At 46.5% G+C, this 15,030-nt stretch carries 14 protein-coding genes; 1 reads left to right on the top strand and 13 read right to left on the bottom strand.

Going from position 1 to position 15,030, the window contains the following annotated elements:
• Positions 1 to 151 precede the first annotated feature (151 nt).
• The 8 genes from MHI01_RS23210 to MHI01_RS23175 all read right to left on the bottom strand — a co-directional run bounded on the left by MHI01_RS23210 (position 152) and on the right by MHI01_RS23175 (position 10,640).
• Positions 152 to 3,061, bottom strand: coding sequence for a glycoside hydrolase family 2 protein (locus tag MHI01_RS23210; RefSeq protein WP_340984228.1), 2,910 nt, complete (start codon positions 3,059 to 3,061; stop codon positions 152 to 154).
• A gap of 175 nt (positions 3,062 to 3,236) precedes the next feature.
• Positions 3,237 to 4,835 (bottom strand): response regulator transcription factor, encoded by a 1,599-nt coding sequence (locus MHI01_RS23205; protein ID WP_340984226.1) that lies wholly within the window; start codon positions 4,833 to 4,835, stop codon positions 3,237 to 3,239.
• The gene (locus MHI01_RS23200; RefSeq protein ID WP_340984225.1) at positions 4,828 to 6,618 is read right to left on the bottom strand and encodes a sensor histidine kinase; all 1,791 of its coding nucleotides are present in this window, start codon (positions 6,616 to 6,618) and stop codon (positions 4,828 to 4,830) included. The genes MHI01_RS23205 and MHI01_RS23200 overlap by 8 nt, the downstream gene beginning before the upstream one ends.
• A gap of 327 nt (positions 6,619 to 6,945) precedes the next feature.
• Positions 6,946 to 7,368 (bottom strand): OsmC family protein, encoded by a 423-nt coding sequence (locus tag MHI01_RS23195; RefSeq protein ID WP_036606882.1) that lies wholly within the window; start codon positions 7,366 to 7,368, stop codon positions 6,946 to 6,948.
• Between the two features lie 233 nt (positions 7,369 to 7,601).
• A complete protein-coding gene (locus MHI01_RS23190) occupies positions 7,602 to 8,348 on the bottom strand; it encodes an amino acid ABC transporter ATP-binding protein (RefSeq protein WP_340984224.1) in 747 nt (248 codons plus the stop codon).
• 16 nt (positions 8,349 to 8,364) lie between these two features.
• Positions 8,365 to 9,009: an amino acid ABC transporter permease gene (locus MHI01_RS23185; protein ID WP_017692207.1), complete on the bottom strand. Its 645-nt coding sequence runs from the start codon at positions 9,007 to 9,009 to the stop codon at positions 8,365 to 8,367.
• Between the two features lie 32 nt (positions 9,010 to 9,041).
• Complete coding sequence (locus MHI01_RS23180) at positions 9,042 to 9,893, bottom strand: substrate-binding periplasmic protein (protein WP_076253558.1); 852 nt, start codon at positions 9,891 to 9,893, stop codon at positions 9,042 to 9,044.
• A gap of 114 nt (positions 9,894 to 10,007) precedes the next feature.
• Complete coding sequence (locus MHI01_RS23175; protein ID WP_340984223.1) at positions 10,008 to 10,640, bottom strand: TetR/AcrR family transcriptional regulator; 633 nt, start codon at positions 10,638 to 10,640, stop codon at positions 10,008 to 10,010.
• Positions 10,641 to 10,854: 214 nt separating this feature from the next.
• Between MHI01_RS23175 and bacA the strand changes: the two genes are divergently transcribed.
• Positions 10,855 to 11,664, top strand: a complete 810-nt coding sequence (bacA, locus tag MHI01_RS23170; RefSeq protein WP_017692204.1) for an undecaprenyl-diphosphate phosphatase — start codon at positions 10,855 to 10,857, stop codon at positions 11,662 to 11,664.
• Between the two features lie 265 nt (positions 11,665 to 11,929).
• On the opposite strand, the gene MHI01_RS23165 is transcribed toward bacA, so the two are convergent.
• The 5 genes from MHI01_RS23165 to gpmA form a co-directional block, all read right to left on the bottom strand.
• Complete coding sequence (locus tag MHI01_RS23165) at positions 11,930 to 12,112, bottom strand: hypothetical protein (RefSeq protein ID WP_124118151.1); 183 nt, start codon at positions 12,110 to 12,112, stop codon at positions 11,930 to 11,932.
• Between the two features lie 222 nt (positions 12,113 to 12,334).
• Entirely contained in the window at positions 12,335 to 12,661 is a 327-nt protein-coding gene (locus MHI01_RS23160) for a thioredoxin family protein (RefSeq protein ID WP_017692202.1), read from the bottom strand.
• An 85-nt stretch (positions 12,662 to 12,746) separates the two neighbouring features.
• Positions 12,747 to 13,655, bottom strand: a complete 909-nt coding sequence (locus tag MHI01_RS23155) for an aldo/keto reductase (RefSeq protein ID WP_340984222.1) — start codon at positions 13,653 to 13,655, stop codon at positions 12,747 to 12,749.
• A gap of 180 nt (positions 13,656 to 13,835) precedes the next feature.
• Positions 13,836 to 14,006, bottom strand: coding sequence for a hypothetical protein (locus tag MHI01_RS23150; protein WP_167350917.1), 171 nt, complete (start codon positions 14,004 to 14,006; stop codon positions 13,836 to 13,838).
• A gap of 215 nt (positions 14,007 to 14,221) precedes the next feature.
• The gene (gene gpmA / locus MHI01_RS23145; protein WP_340984221.1) at positions 14,222 to 14,965 is read right to left on the bottom strand and encodes a 2,3-diphosphoglycerate-dependent phosphoglycerate mutase; all 744 of its coding nucleotides are present in this window, start codon (positions 14,963 to 14,965) and stop codon (positions 14,222 to 14,224) included.
• Positions 14,966 to 15,030: the final 65 nt, after the last annotated feature.

The raw sequence follows: 15,030 nt of genomic DNA, 5'->3' as shown, positions 1-15,030 counted from the left end.
TTAAAATCAGTGATAAATTATACTTTTAAATGATATAAAAGTAATATTAAGGTAAAGCACTATTCAAAGTGGTAAATATCGAAAACGTTTTATAGTAATCGTTTACTTCAATTACATGGCATACAAAAAGGACCCTTTCGGGTCCCTCTGATTACAATGTAAATTGAATGGTTTGCAGTTTAACGATGCCGAGTAATTGCGCTACGGATATGGAGGTTGCTGGACGGAATTGATCTCCATTCAGATAGGCAAGTATCTCCTGAAATAAGTAGGCGGCTTCCGGACGCTTCATTACAGCCAGATTGGCAAACGGAAGTGAGGATATCAAAATCTTGCCCTTCCCTACTTTTGCCTCAAAGGCATAAGCAAGTCGTTTGGCCCGATGGAAATGGTCCACCACTTCAATCAGCGGCTCCACCCCAGGCAACGTATCCAAACATATCGCTGGTGTACCGTTCACCAAGTGATACCAATGCCAGTCCGAAGCCCCATCATGCGGGAAGGAGCCTAGTAGTGCTAGCTGATCTCTCAAATACATGCCCATCGTTGCACCAGGCTGTGTAGCAAACATCAGGTAATTCCAGAATACAGGCAGATACTTGGTCTCCACTGAATCATATAACCCTTCTGCGGTTGCCTGTAGCCAAACACTTCCCCCGTTGACCACATAATCAACGACATTGGGTGTTAACGACTGAACGATAACCAAGTCAATCTCCCGATTTTTCAACAACTGGAATCCATCGATGCGATCTACGCAATTATCATGCGCTTCACCCAATAATGGCTTCAACTCTGCCACGGTATTCCAGAACCGATTCGAATCCGGATGAGACTCGTAAAAAGGAAACGACCAGCCATGCCATACATTCGCTACAGTTCTTTCCGAATCGCCTGATATCAGCTCCGCTTCGATCCGAAAAGCTACTGCCCCTTCATGAGGAGCGGTAGCGACGAGGCTTCCCAGTGACATGACGGACCCACATTGGATATCTCCGGTCTTCCATGCCCCTTCAGTAAGCATCACATCATCGCTTATTAACCTCCACTGAATGACCGTGTCCTCAAGCGGCTCCTTACCGTAGTGAGAGATGCGTACATCGACATGAATGGGTTCTCCGGCGTAAAATGTACGCTCCTTGCAGCTTAACAACAGTACCACATCTGCGTTGAAACACATGAATTCTTCTGGTGTTGTAATGCCTTTGTCATCCCAAAATACATCCAGAATGCCCGTCGTAGCATGTCCCTGCCCTGGAAAATCGCGAATGTCCAGAAGTTGTACGCCCGCAGCGTCCGGTGTACGCCGAATTCGCTCCATGGCTTCTTTTAAGGAACGTACCAGATGGGTACCACTGACCTGTTGAAAATGCTCCAGGTCCCCCATCATACCTTTTTTTGTCAACGATTCTTCGATCGGTCGTAACCAACTAGGACGCAATACGCCAGTATACTTCGCTCGCTCTTGGGGCCGCACATACATGGTGTACTGTGCATGTTCGTGCCCAATGACGGGATGCTCCGCGAGCCGAGTGACTGCATGATAGTCCAGCGTGGTATCCGGCACAGCAGAATATGCGGATTCCAACGGGGGATGCCAGTTCAACGACTGAATATAATAATCACCTTCCCGCCCTTGCGTCGGAAGCTGTCCAAAACCTGTATTGTCCGTATATAACCGGGTCGGGTCCATATCCCTTGCCCTCGATACTAATGCATTGAGTTCAGGGTGGCCGTTCGGACCAATGAGTTCATTCCCCATGGAGAACATGACGAATGAAGGATGCCTATGCAGCGACTGAAGCAACCCATCCAGTTCTTGTGTCAGATAGGACAATACTTCAGCTGGCGCAGACTGATCCGATTGCTCAAAGAAACGAGACCAATGGGGAAGTTCTGCCTGCACCAGCATGCCTGCTTCATCAGCAGCATCCCAGAAAGGCTCCGGCGCGCTCCACCCATGCAGTCGGACATGATTGAAGCCATACGATCTGGCGATTCGAAATTGCTGAAGATAATGCTCCTTGTCCCAGACGGGATAACCCGTCAGTGGAAAGATACAGCAATCGACGTATCCACGCAAATATACTGGTGTCCCATTCAACTCAAGCTGCTTCCCGTTTGTTGCAAAGGAGCGTACACCAAATGATTGCTCCAGCCGATCCAGTTCCTGTTCACCGTCATAGAGACGGATCACAGCCTTGTATAATTCAGGAGATTCATCCGACCATCTTGCGATAGACTTCTCTGTTCCAAGTTCCAATCGCCACTGATCTATTACAGCGTTACTTTCAGTTAACCCTGCTGAGCTTATATCCACATGTGATGGATCACTCAGATTCACATTACAACTATATCGATCAAGCCATGTGCCGTCCGGATGCTGGATATCCACATGTAATTGCATCGATCTAGCCGATTCATTCGCGGGAGCGCTTACAGTACAATCCACCAGAACGGTTCCGTTCTCAGCATCTTGTTGAATACGTAACGTCTGTAATCGGCATGAGGGCAGACTGTCCAGATAAACACCACCCGTGATTCCACCCCAGGCTGTGGCCGTATGCAATGAATGAATATGGCTACCCGCCAGGGGAAGTTTCATCGTATTATCCACGCGAATCTCTATCCGATTCACTTCTCCCTGCTTCACCAGATAGGTAACATCCCACTTCTGTAGATTCACCAGACTATCCTGCTGCCCGGCATACTGTCCATTGATCCAGAGATGCGTTGTCCATCGGACACCTTCCAATCTGAATACATAGTGGCATCCGGGATCGTCTGATGGAACATGAACATCCTGAGCATACCAGGCTGAGCCTTCATACTCGCGTACCTTGGTCCAGGTATCGAGCCTTTCGTATTCAGGCTCATCTCCGTATCCTTGCTCTTCCCATGAACCGGGAATCTGAATGGTCTCCCATAATGTATTTTTACACTGTGAAGGCGGTAATATCTCTTGTTCAACGAGTATATCGGACTCCAGATCCAAACAAAACTGCCATGTTCCATTTAAGTTCAATGTATGACGTACAGCGCCTATATCAGACAAATTCATATCGTATAGCCATCCCTTCATCTGGATTCTTGTAAATCCAGTCTAAAATGTGAAACATTCCGTGACCATTGCTTATCATGGGAAGTGCATGGACAATATGATGAATCTGGAAATTTCTCAGGAATATCGAAAACGTTTTACACAATAGGCAAGGGCAAGGCCCAGCACTCCGTACTTATTCCTCGTTTATATCTGTAGCCGTTCCTTTAATCGATGATTGGGTTCTGGCCTGTTTGTAAGCGGAAGGGCTCTCCCCTACATACTTCTTGAATTTACCGTGGAAGTAGTCCACATTAGCATATCCCACTCTCGCCGCGACCTGATGGACCTTCAGTCCTTCGTCCAGCAATTCCTTGGCCTTTTCCATACGAACCTTGTCCAGAAATGCATTGAAATATTCTCCAGTATGATTCTTGAACAACTTACCCAAGTAACTGCTGTTATAGTTAAACACTTCTGCCAGCACTTCGAGTTTGAGATTTTCGCCAGGGTTACGCTGGATAAATTCAATCATCTGTTTCAATACAGTATCCTTGCTTCCCCCACCCATACGTTGAATAAGTCGATTCAAATGTTCCGATGCCATGACTTTGAGATCAGACATCGTAAATTGATGATAGACTTCATTAATCAGAACCGAATGTTCCTGCATAATGGAGTGCATATGTTGATTCGTCGCTGCAAGTTTGTTGAAAGCCAGGGAAAATACCTGTGAGAACGCCGTCTTAATCGCTTGCTCTGTTCGGTGATATGGAACCAGGCGCTCTTCCATCTCACCCAGCACCCGCATAACGGACTCACTACTGCGGATGTCTAACGCATAATACAGCTTGTCCGCGAGTTCGTCCTCAACTGGCTCATGTGCTCCGTCCACAGCTTCAACTTCTGGTTTAACAACGCTTTGGCCTTCGCTGCCTTCAGTCCACAGAATGATGCGTTGCTCCGTGAACAAGAAGCGTTCCCCGAGTAAACGATTTGCCTGCGTGTATGACTGCGCAATTTCAGAAGTGGAATGTACGGGTTCTCCTGCAGCACCATACATGTGAACCTCCCATTCTCCCAGAAGTCCTTCCAGCTCATCATACAGATTTCTTGCAGATGACTCGGATGTGATTATTTCCTTACTTAACAGTCCCAGACCAGAATGGAACGAGAATACAATGCCTCGGTCTTTATGGTCAAATGCTTCAATCAGTTTGCGTTTCATAACACTTCCCCGTTGCAGATCGGGGGTTATATGCATCTCAAGCAGCACAATCTGATAGTGAGGCCAGTGCAGCCCCAGGCTATCTTCTTCCATGCTACCCGCACCCTCCAGACTGTCAAAGAGCAAAGCCTCGATCTGATGCTCCCTAAAGACGGTATCCTCACCAGCTTGACGTGCCATTGTCTCCCGTTCACGGGTCAAGATCGTAGCAATCCGCTCTAACTCACCAATAATCTCTTCTTCATCCACCGGTTTGAGCAGATAACCATCCACACCAAAACTGATGGCTTTCTTGGCATAATCAAAATCCGCGTAACCACTCAATATCAAAAAGTGCGAATCCGGATGATTCCGGCGCACTTCTTCAATCACATCCAGCCCGGTCATACCGGGCATGCGAATATCAATAATCGTCAGATCAGGCTCCAATTCCTCAAACCGGGAGATGGCCTCACGCCCGCTGGCAGCTGTAGCAATGACCTGGAATCCGTATTTTTCCCACTCAATAATGGTTGTCAGTCCCTCACGTATGCTCGGTTCGTCATCCACCAAAAACACTTTATACATGTTGGTCCCCTCCTGCTGGCAAAGTGAAAGAAACCTCTGTTCCTTCCCCATATACACTCTTAATCTGTATTCCATACGGCTCCCCGTACGTCAAGGTTAAGCGTTGATGTACATTACGCATACCGATCCGACTCTTCTCCTGCTCCTCCGGTCCACAGATAAACTGCATCACCTCAGCCAGTCGTTCTGGCGTTATGCCTGCACCATTGTCATCCACACGGATCTGCACAATGTTCTCTACTAAACGAATACTTATATGAACACGGACTGTGCCCTCTTTGTTCTCCAGACCATGGACAATCGCATTCTCAACCAGAGGTTGAATAATCAAAGGCGGAATGTACATCTTCTCCACCTCGGGATCGATATGGATCTGGAATGCAAGGCGGTCGCCGTAACGAAATTTTTGAATTTCCAAATAGGAACGTACCATTTCAAGTTCAGCCCGGAAAGTTGTTTTTCCACTGCCAATCTCCAGACTCTTGCGCATTAGCTTGCCCAACAGCCTGACGATGTTGGCAATCTCTGCTTCTCCCTTGATATGCGCCTTCATCCGAATGGACTCCAGTGCATTAAACAAGAAATGGGGATTGATCTGGCTCGCCATCATTTTCAATTTAATCTCTTTTTGGGCGATTTCCAATTGATTGTTCTGTTCGGTCGCTTCTACCACCTGCGTCATGAGTTCATTGATACTTTTCACCATATAGTTGAACTGTCGTGACAGTTGCCCAATCTCATCGTTTCCATCAATCCTTGACGTCACGTTCAGGTCTCCTAGTGCAAGCTTGTTGAGGTGTTTACTCAGCCGGAGCAATCGGTTCGAAGTGAGGAACGAGATGATATATACGAAAAGTAGGGCAATGACCAGCACAAGTATAATAAAAATCATGCCGATCAAGCTGACCGTGTTGGCGTCTTTGACGATATTTTTGGTGGCAAAAACCGAAATCACCTTCAGGCTATTCATACTCGATCCAGGGCCCAGCTCATCAATAACAATATTAGACGGTTCCCCCCGGAAATCACCCTCTATGGTGCCTTTTGCCTGATTCTGCAGATTAACACCAAAATCAAGTTCGTCCAGCGTTTTACCCACCAGTTCGGTATTCTTGGCTGCAACCACATACCCCTGCTCGTCCGTAATCATCGTCTCAAACTGTTCCTGACGCAACAATCCATTCAGCTCATCCTGATTGATCACAATCATCAACACACCCTCTGTCCGATACTCGGCAAAAGGTACTTTGCGCACCAGACTGAGCTTGTGTACAGGATTATCTTCCTTGTCCGGAATGTAGAACCAACCGATGCTGGTTGTTTTCAGTGCCTGTTGGTACCAGTAGCTCTCTTCCGTCTGCTTGTCTACCGGGATGAACTCGAGGTTGTTGATCAATGTTGGGTTAGTTGAGTAAAAACGAATGCCCGCTATCTCACGGTACAAACGCCTGTACTCCTGAAAGTCTTTGTATGCAAGATACGCTGAGGTTAACTCCACAACGCTCTTGTACCGTTTATTCACGATCTCCTTGAGATCCGCATTAAACATTAAAAGATTGGATATATCGGTTGGTACACGTAGCATGGTTGCCGTCTGGCTCTTAATCTTGTCCACATTGATGATCGTCTGTCCTATTGCATTGTCCAGGGCTTGCTGGCGAAAATAACTGGTCACAGCAAGACCAACAATCAGGACCGGAATCATGACAACCAGTACATAGGATATGAGCAATTTATGCTTTAATTTGAGATTATTAGTGGTTCGTATCAGCCTTTTAAACATGTCTGCACCTTCCGTCATCTGTATAAGCGCTTACATATAAACAGCAGGATCAGGATGTTCTGTCCTCAGAATTAATCATACCACATAACCGTCAGAATTCGGATTGTCATTGCAATGGGTACTATATTGCCAGGCTGCAAGCCAACCTACCTCTAGTAGAAGAGGCCGCCATTAACATGGCGACCGGGCTTACCGAATTTTTTCTACTGACAGAAGTTTAGTGACTCCTAGATGGGCGAAATCCCTGTTGAAGTGTTGGAAAAGCCAAAAAAGGCACTCCCACGATTGGAAGTGCCTTCTCAGTATAAGAGATTTACTCATATGTTATTAAGGACGAGGTGTACTTACCCCATTGAGGATCAGTTTAGGATGAATATCGGCGCTCAACGAAGCGGAAACTGCACAATATTTTTCCTCAGCCATCTGGATGGCTTTCCAGATGCGATAATCCGGGATATCGCCATCGACTTTGAAGATCAGATCAATGGATGTGAAGCCTTTGGGCATCTCTTCACTGCGTGTGCCTTGCGCTTCAATCTCAATCGACTCAATTTTGTCCAGGAAAGCGTCCAGAATCATCGTAATATCGATTCCCATACAGCCCCCGAGACCCGCCAGCAACAATTCCATCGGGGTCGCACCCTTGCTGTCACCACCATAAGCAGCAGTGGCATCCATGCCAACGGCGTAGCCAGAGGGTCCTTCGGAAGTAAACGCGCGTTTGCCTTTCCATACGGTTGTTACATTCATGATGTTAGATCCTTCTTTCTTACAATAGTTTACGATTTGCAGAACTCCGTTCCGGGTACGGCTCGTTCTTCCGATCGCTGTTGTCTCCAAATATTTTTGATTTTTATTAACAAAGGACAATATTCGGAGACAAAGGCGAGCGCTACGCTTCTTCAGAATCGATTCCGTCCCCTTCACTCAGCAGCTTATCTCTGTAATCATCGTATCAATCAGTATAAATTGTAGTAATGTAATTAGAATTCAGTAATCTGTTGCAAGAAACGACGGGTGCGCTCTTGCTTTGGATGTTCAAAAAACGCCTGTGGACTTGCTTCTTCCACAATTGACCCGTCCGCCATAAAGACGATTTTGTTTGCCACATTACGGGCAAACTTCAATTCATGTGTCACAACCAGCATCGTCATGCCTTCCTCTGCCAGTTCCTTCATGACGGAAAGTACCTCTCCGACCAATTCAGGATCAAGAGCTGAAGTTGGCTCATCAAACAGCATCACTTCCGGCTCCATCGCAAGTGCACGTGCAATGGCTACCCGCTGTTGTTGCCCACCAGACAATCGGGACGGATACTGATCTTGCTTGTCCGACAGACCCACCCGATCCAGAAGAATCCGGCCGCGTTCAGCCGCCTCGTCCCTTTTGATTTTTTTCACCGTAACAAGACCTTCTATCACATTACCCAGCACTGTCTTGTGCGGATACAGATTAAATTGCTGGAATACCATGCCGGTCTGGCGACGAATCTCCAGTACCCGGGCACGTTGGACTCGCAGCGGATCTGCGCTGTTGACCACAATGCCGTTCACTTCGATCTGTCCTCCGGACAACTCTTCGAGTCCATTCAGACAGCGCAGCAAGGTACTCTTGCCTGAACCACTTGGGCCGAGCAATACAACAATATCTTTGGCATCGACATGAAGATCGATGTTCGTAAGTACTTCATTTTGCTGAAAACGTTTAGTAAGTCCAGTTGTTGTAATCATCGGTTCTCTCCTCCCATCAGTAAGCCCGAGCCAACCGGCGCTCCACTTGTTCCAGAATGGCCGAGAAGCCGATACTCATGATCCAGTAGATCACACCAATCGCCAGATAAAATGGCATGTTCAATGCATATTGTGATACCAGCAGTTGTGCTGAACGCAACAACTCGGTAACACCAATCGCCGCCACAAGTGATGTTTCCTTCAACATGCCAATAAACGTGTTCCCCATCGGCGGGATGGCAATGCGCACAGCCTGCGGGAAGATAATGCGTCTCATCGCTTGAGCCGGTGTCATTCCCGTTGCATATGCAGCTTCTGTCTGTCCTTTAGGCACAGCCTGAATGGCTCCACGGAACGTCTCCGACAGAAATGCACCTGCATTCAGACTCAGTCCCAGACACGCTGCGGTGAGCGATCCCAAGGTCACTCCATAATCGACCAATCCGTAATAAATAACGAATAATTGCACCAGCAGCGGGGTTCCCCGCATGATGGATACATAAAACCTTGCGATCAACCTAAGCCACATCGGTCCCTTCAGACGAGCAATTGCAACAAGCACCCCGATGATGAACGCAAAAAACATGGAGATCACAGTTACATACAGCGTATAATAAGCCCCCTTCAGAAAGAAGGGGATATTCTCAAATACTAGTTCCATGGGTCAAATCTTCCCTTCGCCTTGCAGGTTCATTATTGCGCAGGCTCTTCACCAAACCATTTTTTGAAAATGGTATTGTACGTGCCATCATCTTTCATGCCTTTGAGAGCATCATTCAGTGCTGCTACGAGTTCCGGATTGTCTTTGCGAACAGCAATACCTGCCTGGTCACTCTTAATAGCTTCACCTACAGCTTTGATATTCAATCCGTTGGCATCCACAATCGGTTTCAGAGCATACATATTGTTGATTGTTGCGTCAATCCGTCCAGCATTCAGATCTTTGAGTGAAGAGATGACATCGTCATAGGTTTTAATCGTGAAGTCTCCCACTTTTGGCAACACTTCATTACGCAGATATGATTCATCATTTGTACCCAGACCTACGCCAATCGTTTTACCTTTGAAGTCTTCCAGTTTGGTAATATCGTTATTGTCTTCTTTTACAATAATTTTAACTTGGTTCGTAATATACGGATCACTGAAATCCAGTACTTTCTTACGATCATCGGTAATCGTCATTTGGCTGATAATGGCATCAAGCTTCTTCGCTTGCAGACTTGGTGTCAAACCGGAGAACTCTTGGGATACAAATTCAACCTCTACACCCAGACGCTTCGCAACTTCACGTGCGATATCGGCATCGTAGCCGTCCATTTCTTTCTTATCGTTCAGGAAGTTGTACGGTGCGTATGTGCCCATCATGCCCACTTTGATAACGCCAGCCGACTTGATCTGCTCCAGTTCATTACTTGCCTGTGCACCATTTGTGCTTCCACCATCTGTTGCCTTACTTCCACAAGCACTAAGTACCAGCACGGTCATCAGCAGAATTGCTGTCAAAGACCAGCCTTTACGAGTTTTCGATCCATATGTGTTGTTCATTACGTTAACTTCCTCTCAGTCGTGTATTAATCTGGATGTACATTGGGTTACTTTATTGTGACTAAACCGCAGTTGTACCCATTATTCCCTGCTATTTGTTTAATCATGTGAATGTTATGTGCCTAGCAGTCCGTAAAACTCAAAGCTTGCTGCCTCAGCTGCCAGCGATGAAGCTGTCATGGCTGAAAATTTGCTGTGCAACTCATCGGAACCGAACAACCAGCGTGATATCATGCCTTCAATCATGCTTACCAATAGGGCTGCTCGAAGTGGAACATTCATGCCCTTAGGCAACATGCCGAGTTCGATGGCACGTTCCATATTGTGACGAAACGCAGTTTCCACAGCATTACGTGTCTCCTCAACCAGGCGTTGTACGGACTCTTCCGTCACGATGCCTTTGAGCAACAATTCCATAAAATAACGATTCTGCGCGGCAAACAAAAACAAGTCAGTGAACAGCCTTTCCGATGCTTTCACCATATCTTCTACCGATCCTGCATCCTTGCGGTACCCTTGTCCAATCGACTCAAGTAACTCCTCCTTGCCCGTTAAGACAATCTCCGAAGCAATGGCTTCTTTACTCTTGAAGTGCCAGTAGAATGTCCCTTGCGCCACACCGGCCTCGCGGACGATATCGGAAATTTTCGTCTGATGGTAGCCTTGGGTTGCAAAACGCTCCATCGCTATGCGTATTATTTGGTCCCGGCGTTCTTCACCGGGTTCCAAACCGTTAATTTTGGTCATTCATGTAACCCTCCCGATTGATCAGTCAGTCAGTTAAGTTATATCCTATAGGATAACTAGGTTTTTGTCAATATAGTTTTAAACAAATGGTTACAAGCATAAGTTGAAGTTGAGTGCATTTGTGATCATAATAGGTGATAGCCTTGTTCAAATGAACAGGCATGGTCAAGCAGGACAGCCTGTGCTGTCACCTGCATTTCAAGGAGGAAGAGAATTGGACATTATATCATCCATTATTATGGGCATCATCGAAGGTTTGACTGAGTTTTTGCCCGTGTCCTCTACTGGACACATGATTCTGACTGCCCACTTGCTGGGTTTATCGGAGGACAACGAGTCAGTCAAAACGTTTGAGGTGGTTGTTCAACTCGGAGCTGTACTTGCTGTTGTTGTACTGTACTGGAACAAATTCATTGATATGTTCCGCTTCACCGGAGGGAGCAGACCTTACTCCCGCCGCCTCAATCTGGGACATATTTTCCTGGCGATGGTTCCTGCCGTAGTCATCGGACTTGTATTCCGCGACTGGATCAAGGCACATTTGTTTGGTCCGGAAACAGTGCTGTACAGCCTCGTTATAGGTGGTATATTGATGATCGTAGCCGAACGCTGGAGCCGGAAGAGTGGGCGGATTACTACCCATGATGTCGATGATATTTCCTACAAACAGGCATTCGCGGTGGGTATATTTCAGATCTTGGCGTTGTGGCCAGGCTTCTCCCGTTCCGGGTCAACGATCTCAGGCGGTCTCTTTGCAGGGGTAAGCCGTGTAGCCGCTGCGGAGTTCACATTCCTCGTGTCTGTGCCAATTATGATTGGTGCTACGGGATATGACCTGTACAAAAGTATCGATCACCTGAACGGCAGTGATTTCCCAATCTTTGCGATTGGATTCATCGCTGCTTTCATCGTCGCCATGCTTGCGATCAAAACGTTCCTGTCCATTTTGAAAAAATTGAGCCTGACCGTCTTTGCTGTGTATCGCTTTGTCTTGGCAGCCGTGTTCTTTATTATTTTGATGTAAGCATTACAATTCAAGTAATTAGACAGGCAAAATCAATGGCGGCCTCACGTTCCCTTGGGAAGCGAGGCCGCCATATTTTATATTGCTATACTTCCGTTACTTCATGTTTCTGTTACTGCTCCAGAGACAGGAACATCCGTAATTAGAAGAAGTCTGATTCTTCATTACTTCCTTCTTTAGTGGGTTGGATCGTTGGTGATGCCGACTAGGTTTACTATGTATCATGGACAACCATATTTATGTTCACTTCTGAAAAGCAGCCTGTCTAATACCACTCTTTTACTTGAAAGTTCCGGTGTTTCTTTCGATTCTTTAATCTCTCACGCAGATTATATCTATTCTCCTTTTGTTCCTGCAGCAATTGCTTCACCCCGATCATCAACAATCGGTATCTTCGGTCATCATTGTGACTTAATTGGTGCATTTCTTCAAAAATTTCATTCTTCATACGGATCTTGTTCACTCCAAATATTCAGTTTGTTCTCACAGTATACATGGGAGCACTGAACAAATTCTAAACAAGCGTTGCTTTTCAACTTCAGTTATTCGAGTGCACACTTGAATGCACATCATGCGTGCTGGAATGAAGCAGAAAAACCCCTTCCTGTCGCAGGACAGGAAGAGGTTTAATTAACTAAGTTAATTAAATAAACTGCTGAGTCTCGTACGCTTAAACTTTGGATTCAAGCGTCTCCAGATACTCGGAGATTTGAGCAGGTGTTTTAGCCCATTTGCTATGCAGATGTGCGATTTTCTTGCCGTTCTGGAAGACGAGCAGGCTTGGAATGCCGCGTACACCATTCTCTTCGGCAAACGGCTGGAACTTTTCTGCATCCAGGGCATAGAAGGTTTTGTCCGTATGTTGATCGATAACATCCCCGATAAAACGATCCAGGTTTTTGCAATCCGGACACCAGGTTGTATCAAATTTAATGACGGTAAAACCATCAGAATTAATTGTATCCAAATACTGTTGTTCACTTTGAATTCTTTCCATATGTCTTCTCTCCCTTATATGTTCCTTTTTTGGCTGATCTTCATTGTACCTCGTATAGTTACAATTGAAAATAGGCTGGATCGAGTTAACGATGCTGCTTGTACAGATTAGCGGGACTGAGCTCTCGTATTTCCTGAATTTCCGCAGCGGTGAGTGCAGGCGAATTCGAAACAGCAATATTGTGCAGCAACTGCTCTCTTGAACTGGCACCAGGGACAACAGTTGCTACGGCAGGATGGGATAACGCGTAGCGGATAGCTGTCTGAGCCATACTGCGTTGGTCTGTAACAAGACGACTTAGCCCTTGCCGAATGGTATATAGTTGCTCTGGCGTATAGTCCAGATAACCTTTGTCTGCCTTGGCAGATCCGGAATCAGCAAGCACACCGCTAGCTACGGGCCCGCGGGCAATTACGCTGATCCCCTTTTGTTCCAATAAAGGCAGCACTTCTTCTTCCGCTCTGCGGTCAGCAATGCTGTACTGGTTCATCACACTGACGATGGATGCCCTCTTTACATACTCCCGAATCACATTGGGACGAATGGAGGAAATTCCGTAATATCGGATAAGTCCTTCCTTCTTCAGTTCCTCAAACGCTTCGATCGTCTCTTCGATGGGGTCGTCCAAGGTCCCGCCATGTAGCTGATACAGATCGATGTAATCGGTCTGCAGACGCTTCAGACTTTCATGTACAGCCTGCTTAATGTAGGCTTTGGACGGGTCCCATGACCAGCCCTCTTTGCCAGGCAGACGACGATTACCTACTTTGGTCGCCACAATGACTTGGTCCCGACGCCCTTTAATAGCTTGTCCTACAATCTCTTCATTACGCCCTTCGTCATACAGATCGGCTGTATCCAGCAGATTGACCCCATGATCCAGAGCCTCATGAACCAGGCCCACAGCGTGCTCCATTTCAGTTCCAAGTGACATACATCCCAGCCCAATCTCAGACACCATCAGTTCGGATGTACCCAGACGATTTTTCTTCATATGTGCATCTCCCTCCATACGTTCTGCAAGTATCCATTGTATCATTCTTACTGGCAAAAATCGCATGCCTCACCGAAACATAAGGTAGTTTTCAACTGCACAAAAAAACCTGGAACGACTTCATCTCCAGGTTTATCATGATCATCATTTAAATTCAATCGATAAACGAACTATCGCAATCTATTTCACTTCCACACGTGGTCTGGTTTTACTTGTTCCATTGGACGAATTGGAGTTTTTCATCATACCCGAGACAGTGCTAAACAGCTTATCTCTTGCTTGTTTGTTCCTCATCAGATAAGTCACACCTGCGCCGATAGCCGTCATGAGTATTCCTCTTCTTTTAGACATGTGCTTCTCCTCCTTCAGGATAAATGTACATCGTGTCTTGTTTGACAATTACCCTGTGGGAGCAAAACGAAACGAAGTACAGGCTTGATCGCAGAAAAAAAGATGACCTCCGAATTCAATTCAGCGGTCATCTTTCAATCGTCCTGTTGAAACATCAACCGAACGAGATAAATCATATAAGCTTTCGTACAATCAAGACAAACGTCCATGTCCAATTAATCAGATGGCGTTGCCACATGGGTCATTTCTTCATGTTTGTAGGTCGAACCATCCGCTGTCAGATAAAAGTGTCCGATGGGATGCAGATCTTCATCCAATTCGTAGACAAGCGGAATGCCTGTCGGGATATTGAGCGCCATCACGTCTGCTTCGGACAATTGGTCCAGATGCATGACGAGTGAACGGAGCGTGTTCCCATGCGCAGAGATCAGCACTCTTTTGCCAGCAGACACCATCGGTTTAATCTCCGCATTCCAGTAATCCAGTACACGCTTCGAGGTATCCATCAGGTTCTCCGTAAACGGGATGGTGCATCCGAGCCGCTTGTACTTGTCCAGATCCTGCACATATCGGTCATCGGTTTCGTCCAGTGCCGGGGGAGATACGTTCACGGATCGTCTCCATTCCTTTACTTGGTCTTCCCCATACTTCAGAGCAGTCTGCTGTTTATTCAGTCCTTGCAGCGCACCATAATGGCGTTCATTCAGCTTCCAAGTCTTCGCAATGGGAATCCACATGAGGTCCATTTCATCCAGCGCAATATCGAGTGTTCGGATAGAACGTTTCAGCACGGATGCATAGGCGTAATCAAAATCAAATCCCTGTTCCTTCATGATCTTCCCTGCTTTACGTGCTTCTGCGTAACCATCCGTCGTCAGATCCACATCAGTCCATCCGGTAAAACGATTCTCTACATTCCACATGCTCTGTCCATGGCGAATCAAAACAACTCTGTACATAAACGTGAACCCTCCTTCCATGGAAACATTACCCACAAGTCCAACTAATTAGCACAGTGAAACGT

The organism is Paenibacillus sp. FSL M7-0656, assembly GCF_038003225.1.
GTDB lineage: Bacteria > Bacillota > Bacilli > Paenibacillales > Paenibacillaceae > Paenibacillus > Paenibacillus amylolyticus.
This window is presented reverse-complemented; position numbering and strand designations above follow the sequence as displayed.

Bases quoted from the DNA above. Each gene is read 5' to 3' on its own strand.
- MHI01_RS23160 (WP_017692202.1), bottom strand. From the start codon at position 12,661: ATGGAAAGAATTCAAAGTGAACAACAGTATTTGGATACAATTAATTCT.
- MHI01_RS23165 (WP_124118151.1), bottom strand. From the start codon at position 12,112: ATGAAGAATGAAATTTTTGAAGAAATGCACCAATTAAGTCACAATGAT.
- MHI01_RS23150 (WP_167350917.1), bottom strand. From the start codon at position 14,006: ATGTCTAAAAGAAGAGGAATACTCATGACGGCTATCGGCGCAGGTGTG.
- MHI01_RS23195 (WP_036606882.1), bottom strand. From the start codon at position 7,368: ATGAATGTAACAACCGTATGGAAAGGCAAACGCGCGTTTACTTCCGAA.
- MHI01_RS23185 (WP_017692207.1), bottom strand. From the start codon at position 9,009: ATGGAACTAGTATTTGAGAATATCCCCTTCTTTCTGAAGGGGGCTTAT.
- MHI01_RS23205 (WP_340984226.1), bottom strand. From the start codon at position 4,835: ATGTATAAAGTGTTTTTGGTGGATGACGAACCGAGCATACGTGAGGGA.
- MHI01_RS23175 (WP_340984223.1), bottom strand. From the start codon at position 10,640: ATGACCAAAATTAACGGTTTGGAACCCGGTGAAGAACGCCGGGACCAA.
- MHI01_RS23180 (WP_076253558.1), bottom strand. From the start codon at position 9,893: ATGAACAACACATATGGATCGAAAACTCGTAAAGGCTGGTCTTTGACA.
- gpmA (WP_340984221.1), bottom strand. From the start codon at position 14,965: ATGTACAGAGTTGTTTTGATTCGCCATGGACAGAGCATGTGGAATGTA.
- MHI01_RS23210 (WP_340984228.1), bottom strand. From the start codon at position 3,061: ATGAATTTGTCTGATATAGGCGCTGTACGTCATACATTGAACTTAAAT.
- MHI01_RS23190 (WP_340984224.1), bottom strand. From the start codon at position 8,348: ATGATTACAACAACTGGACTTACTAAACGTTTTCAGCAAAATGAAGTA.
- MHI01_RS23200 (WP_340984225.1), bottom strand. From the start codon at position 6,618: ATGTTTAAAAGGCTGATACGAACCACTAATAATCTCAAATTAAAGCAT.
- MHI01_RS23155 (WP_340984222.1), bottom strand. From the start codon at position 13,655: ATGAAGAAAAATCGTCTGGGTACATCCGAACTGATGGTGTCTGAGATT.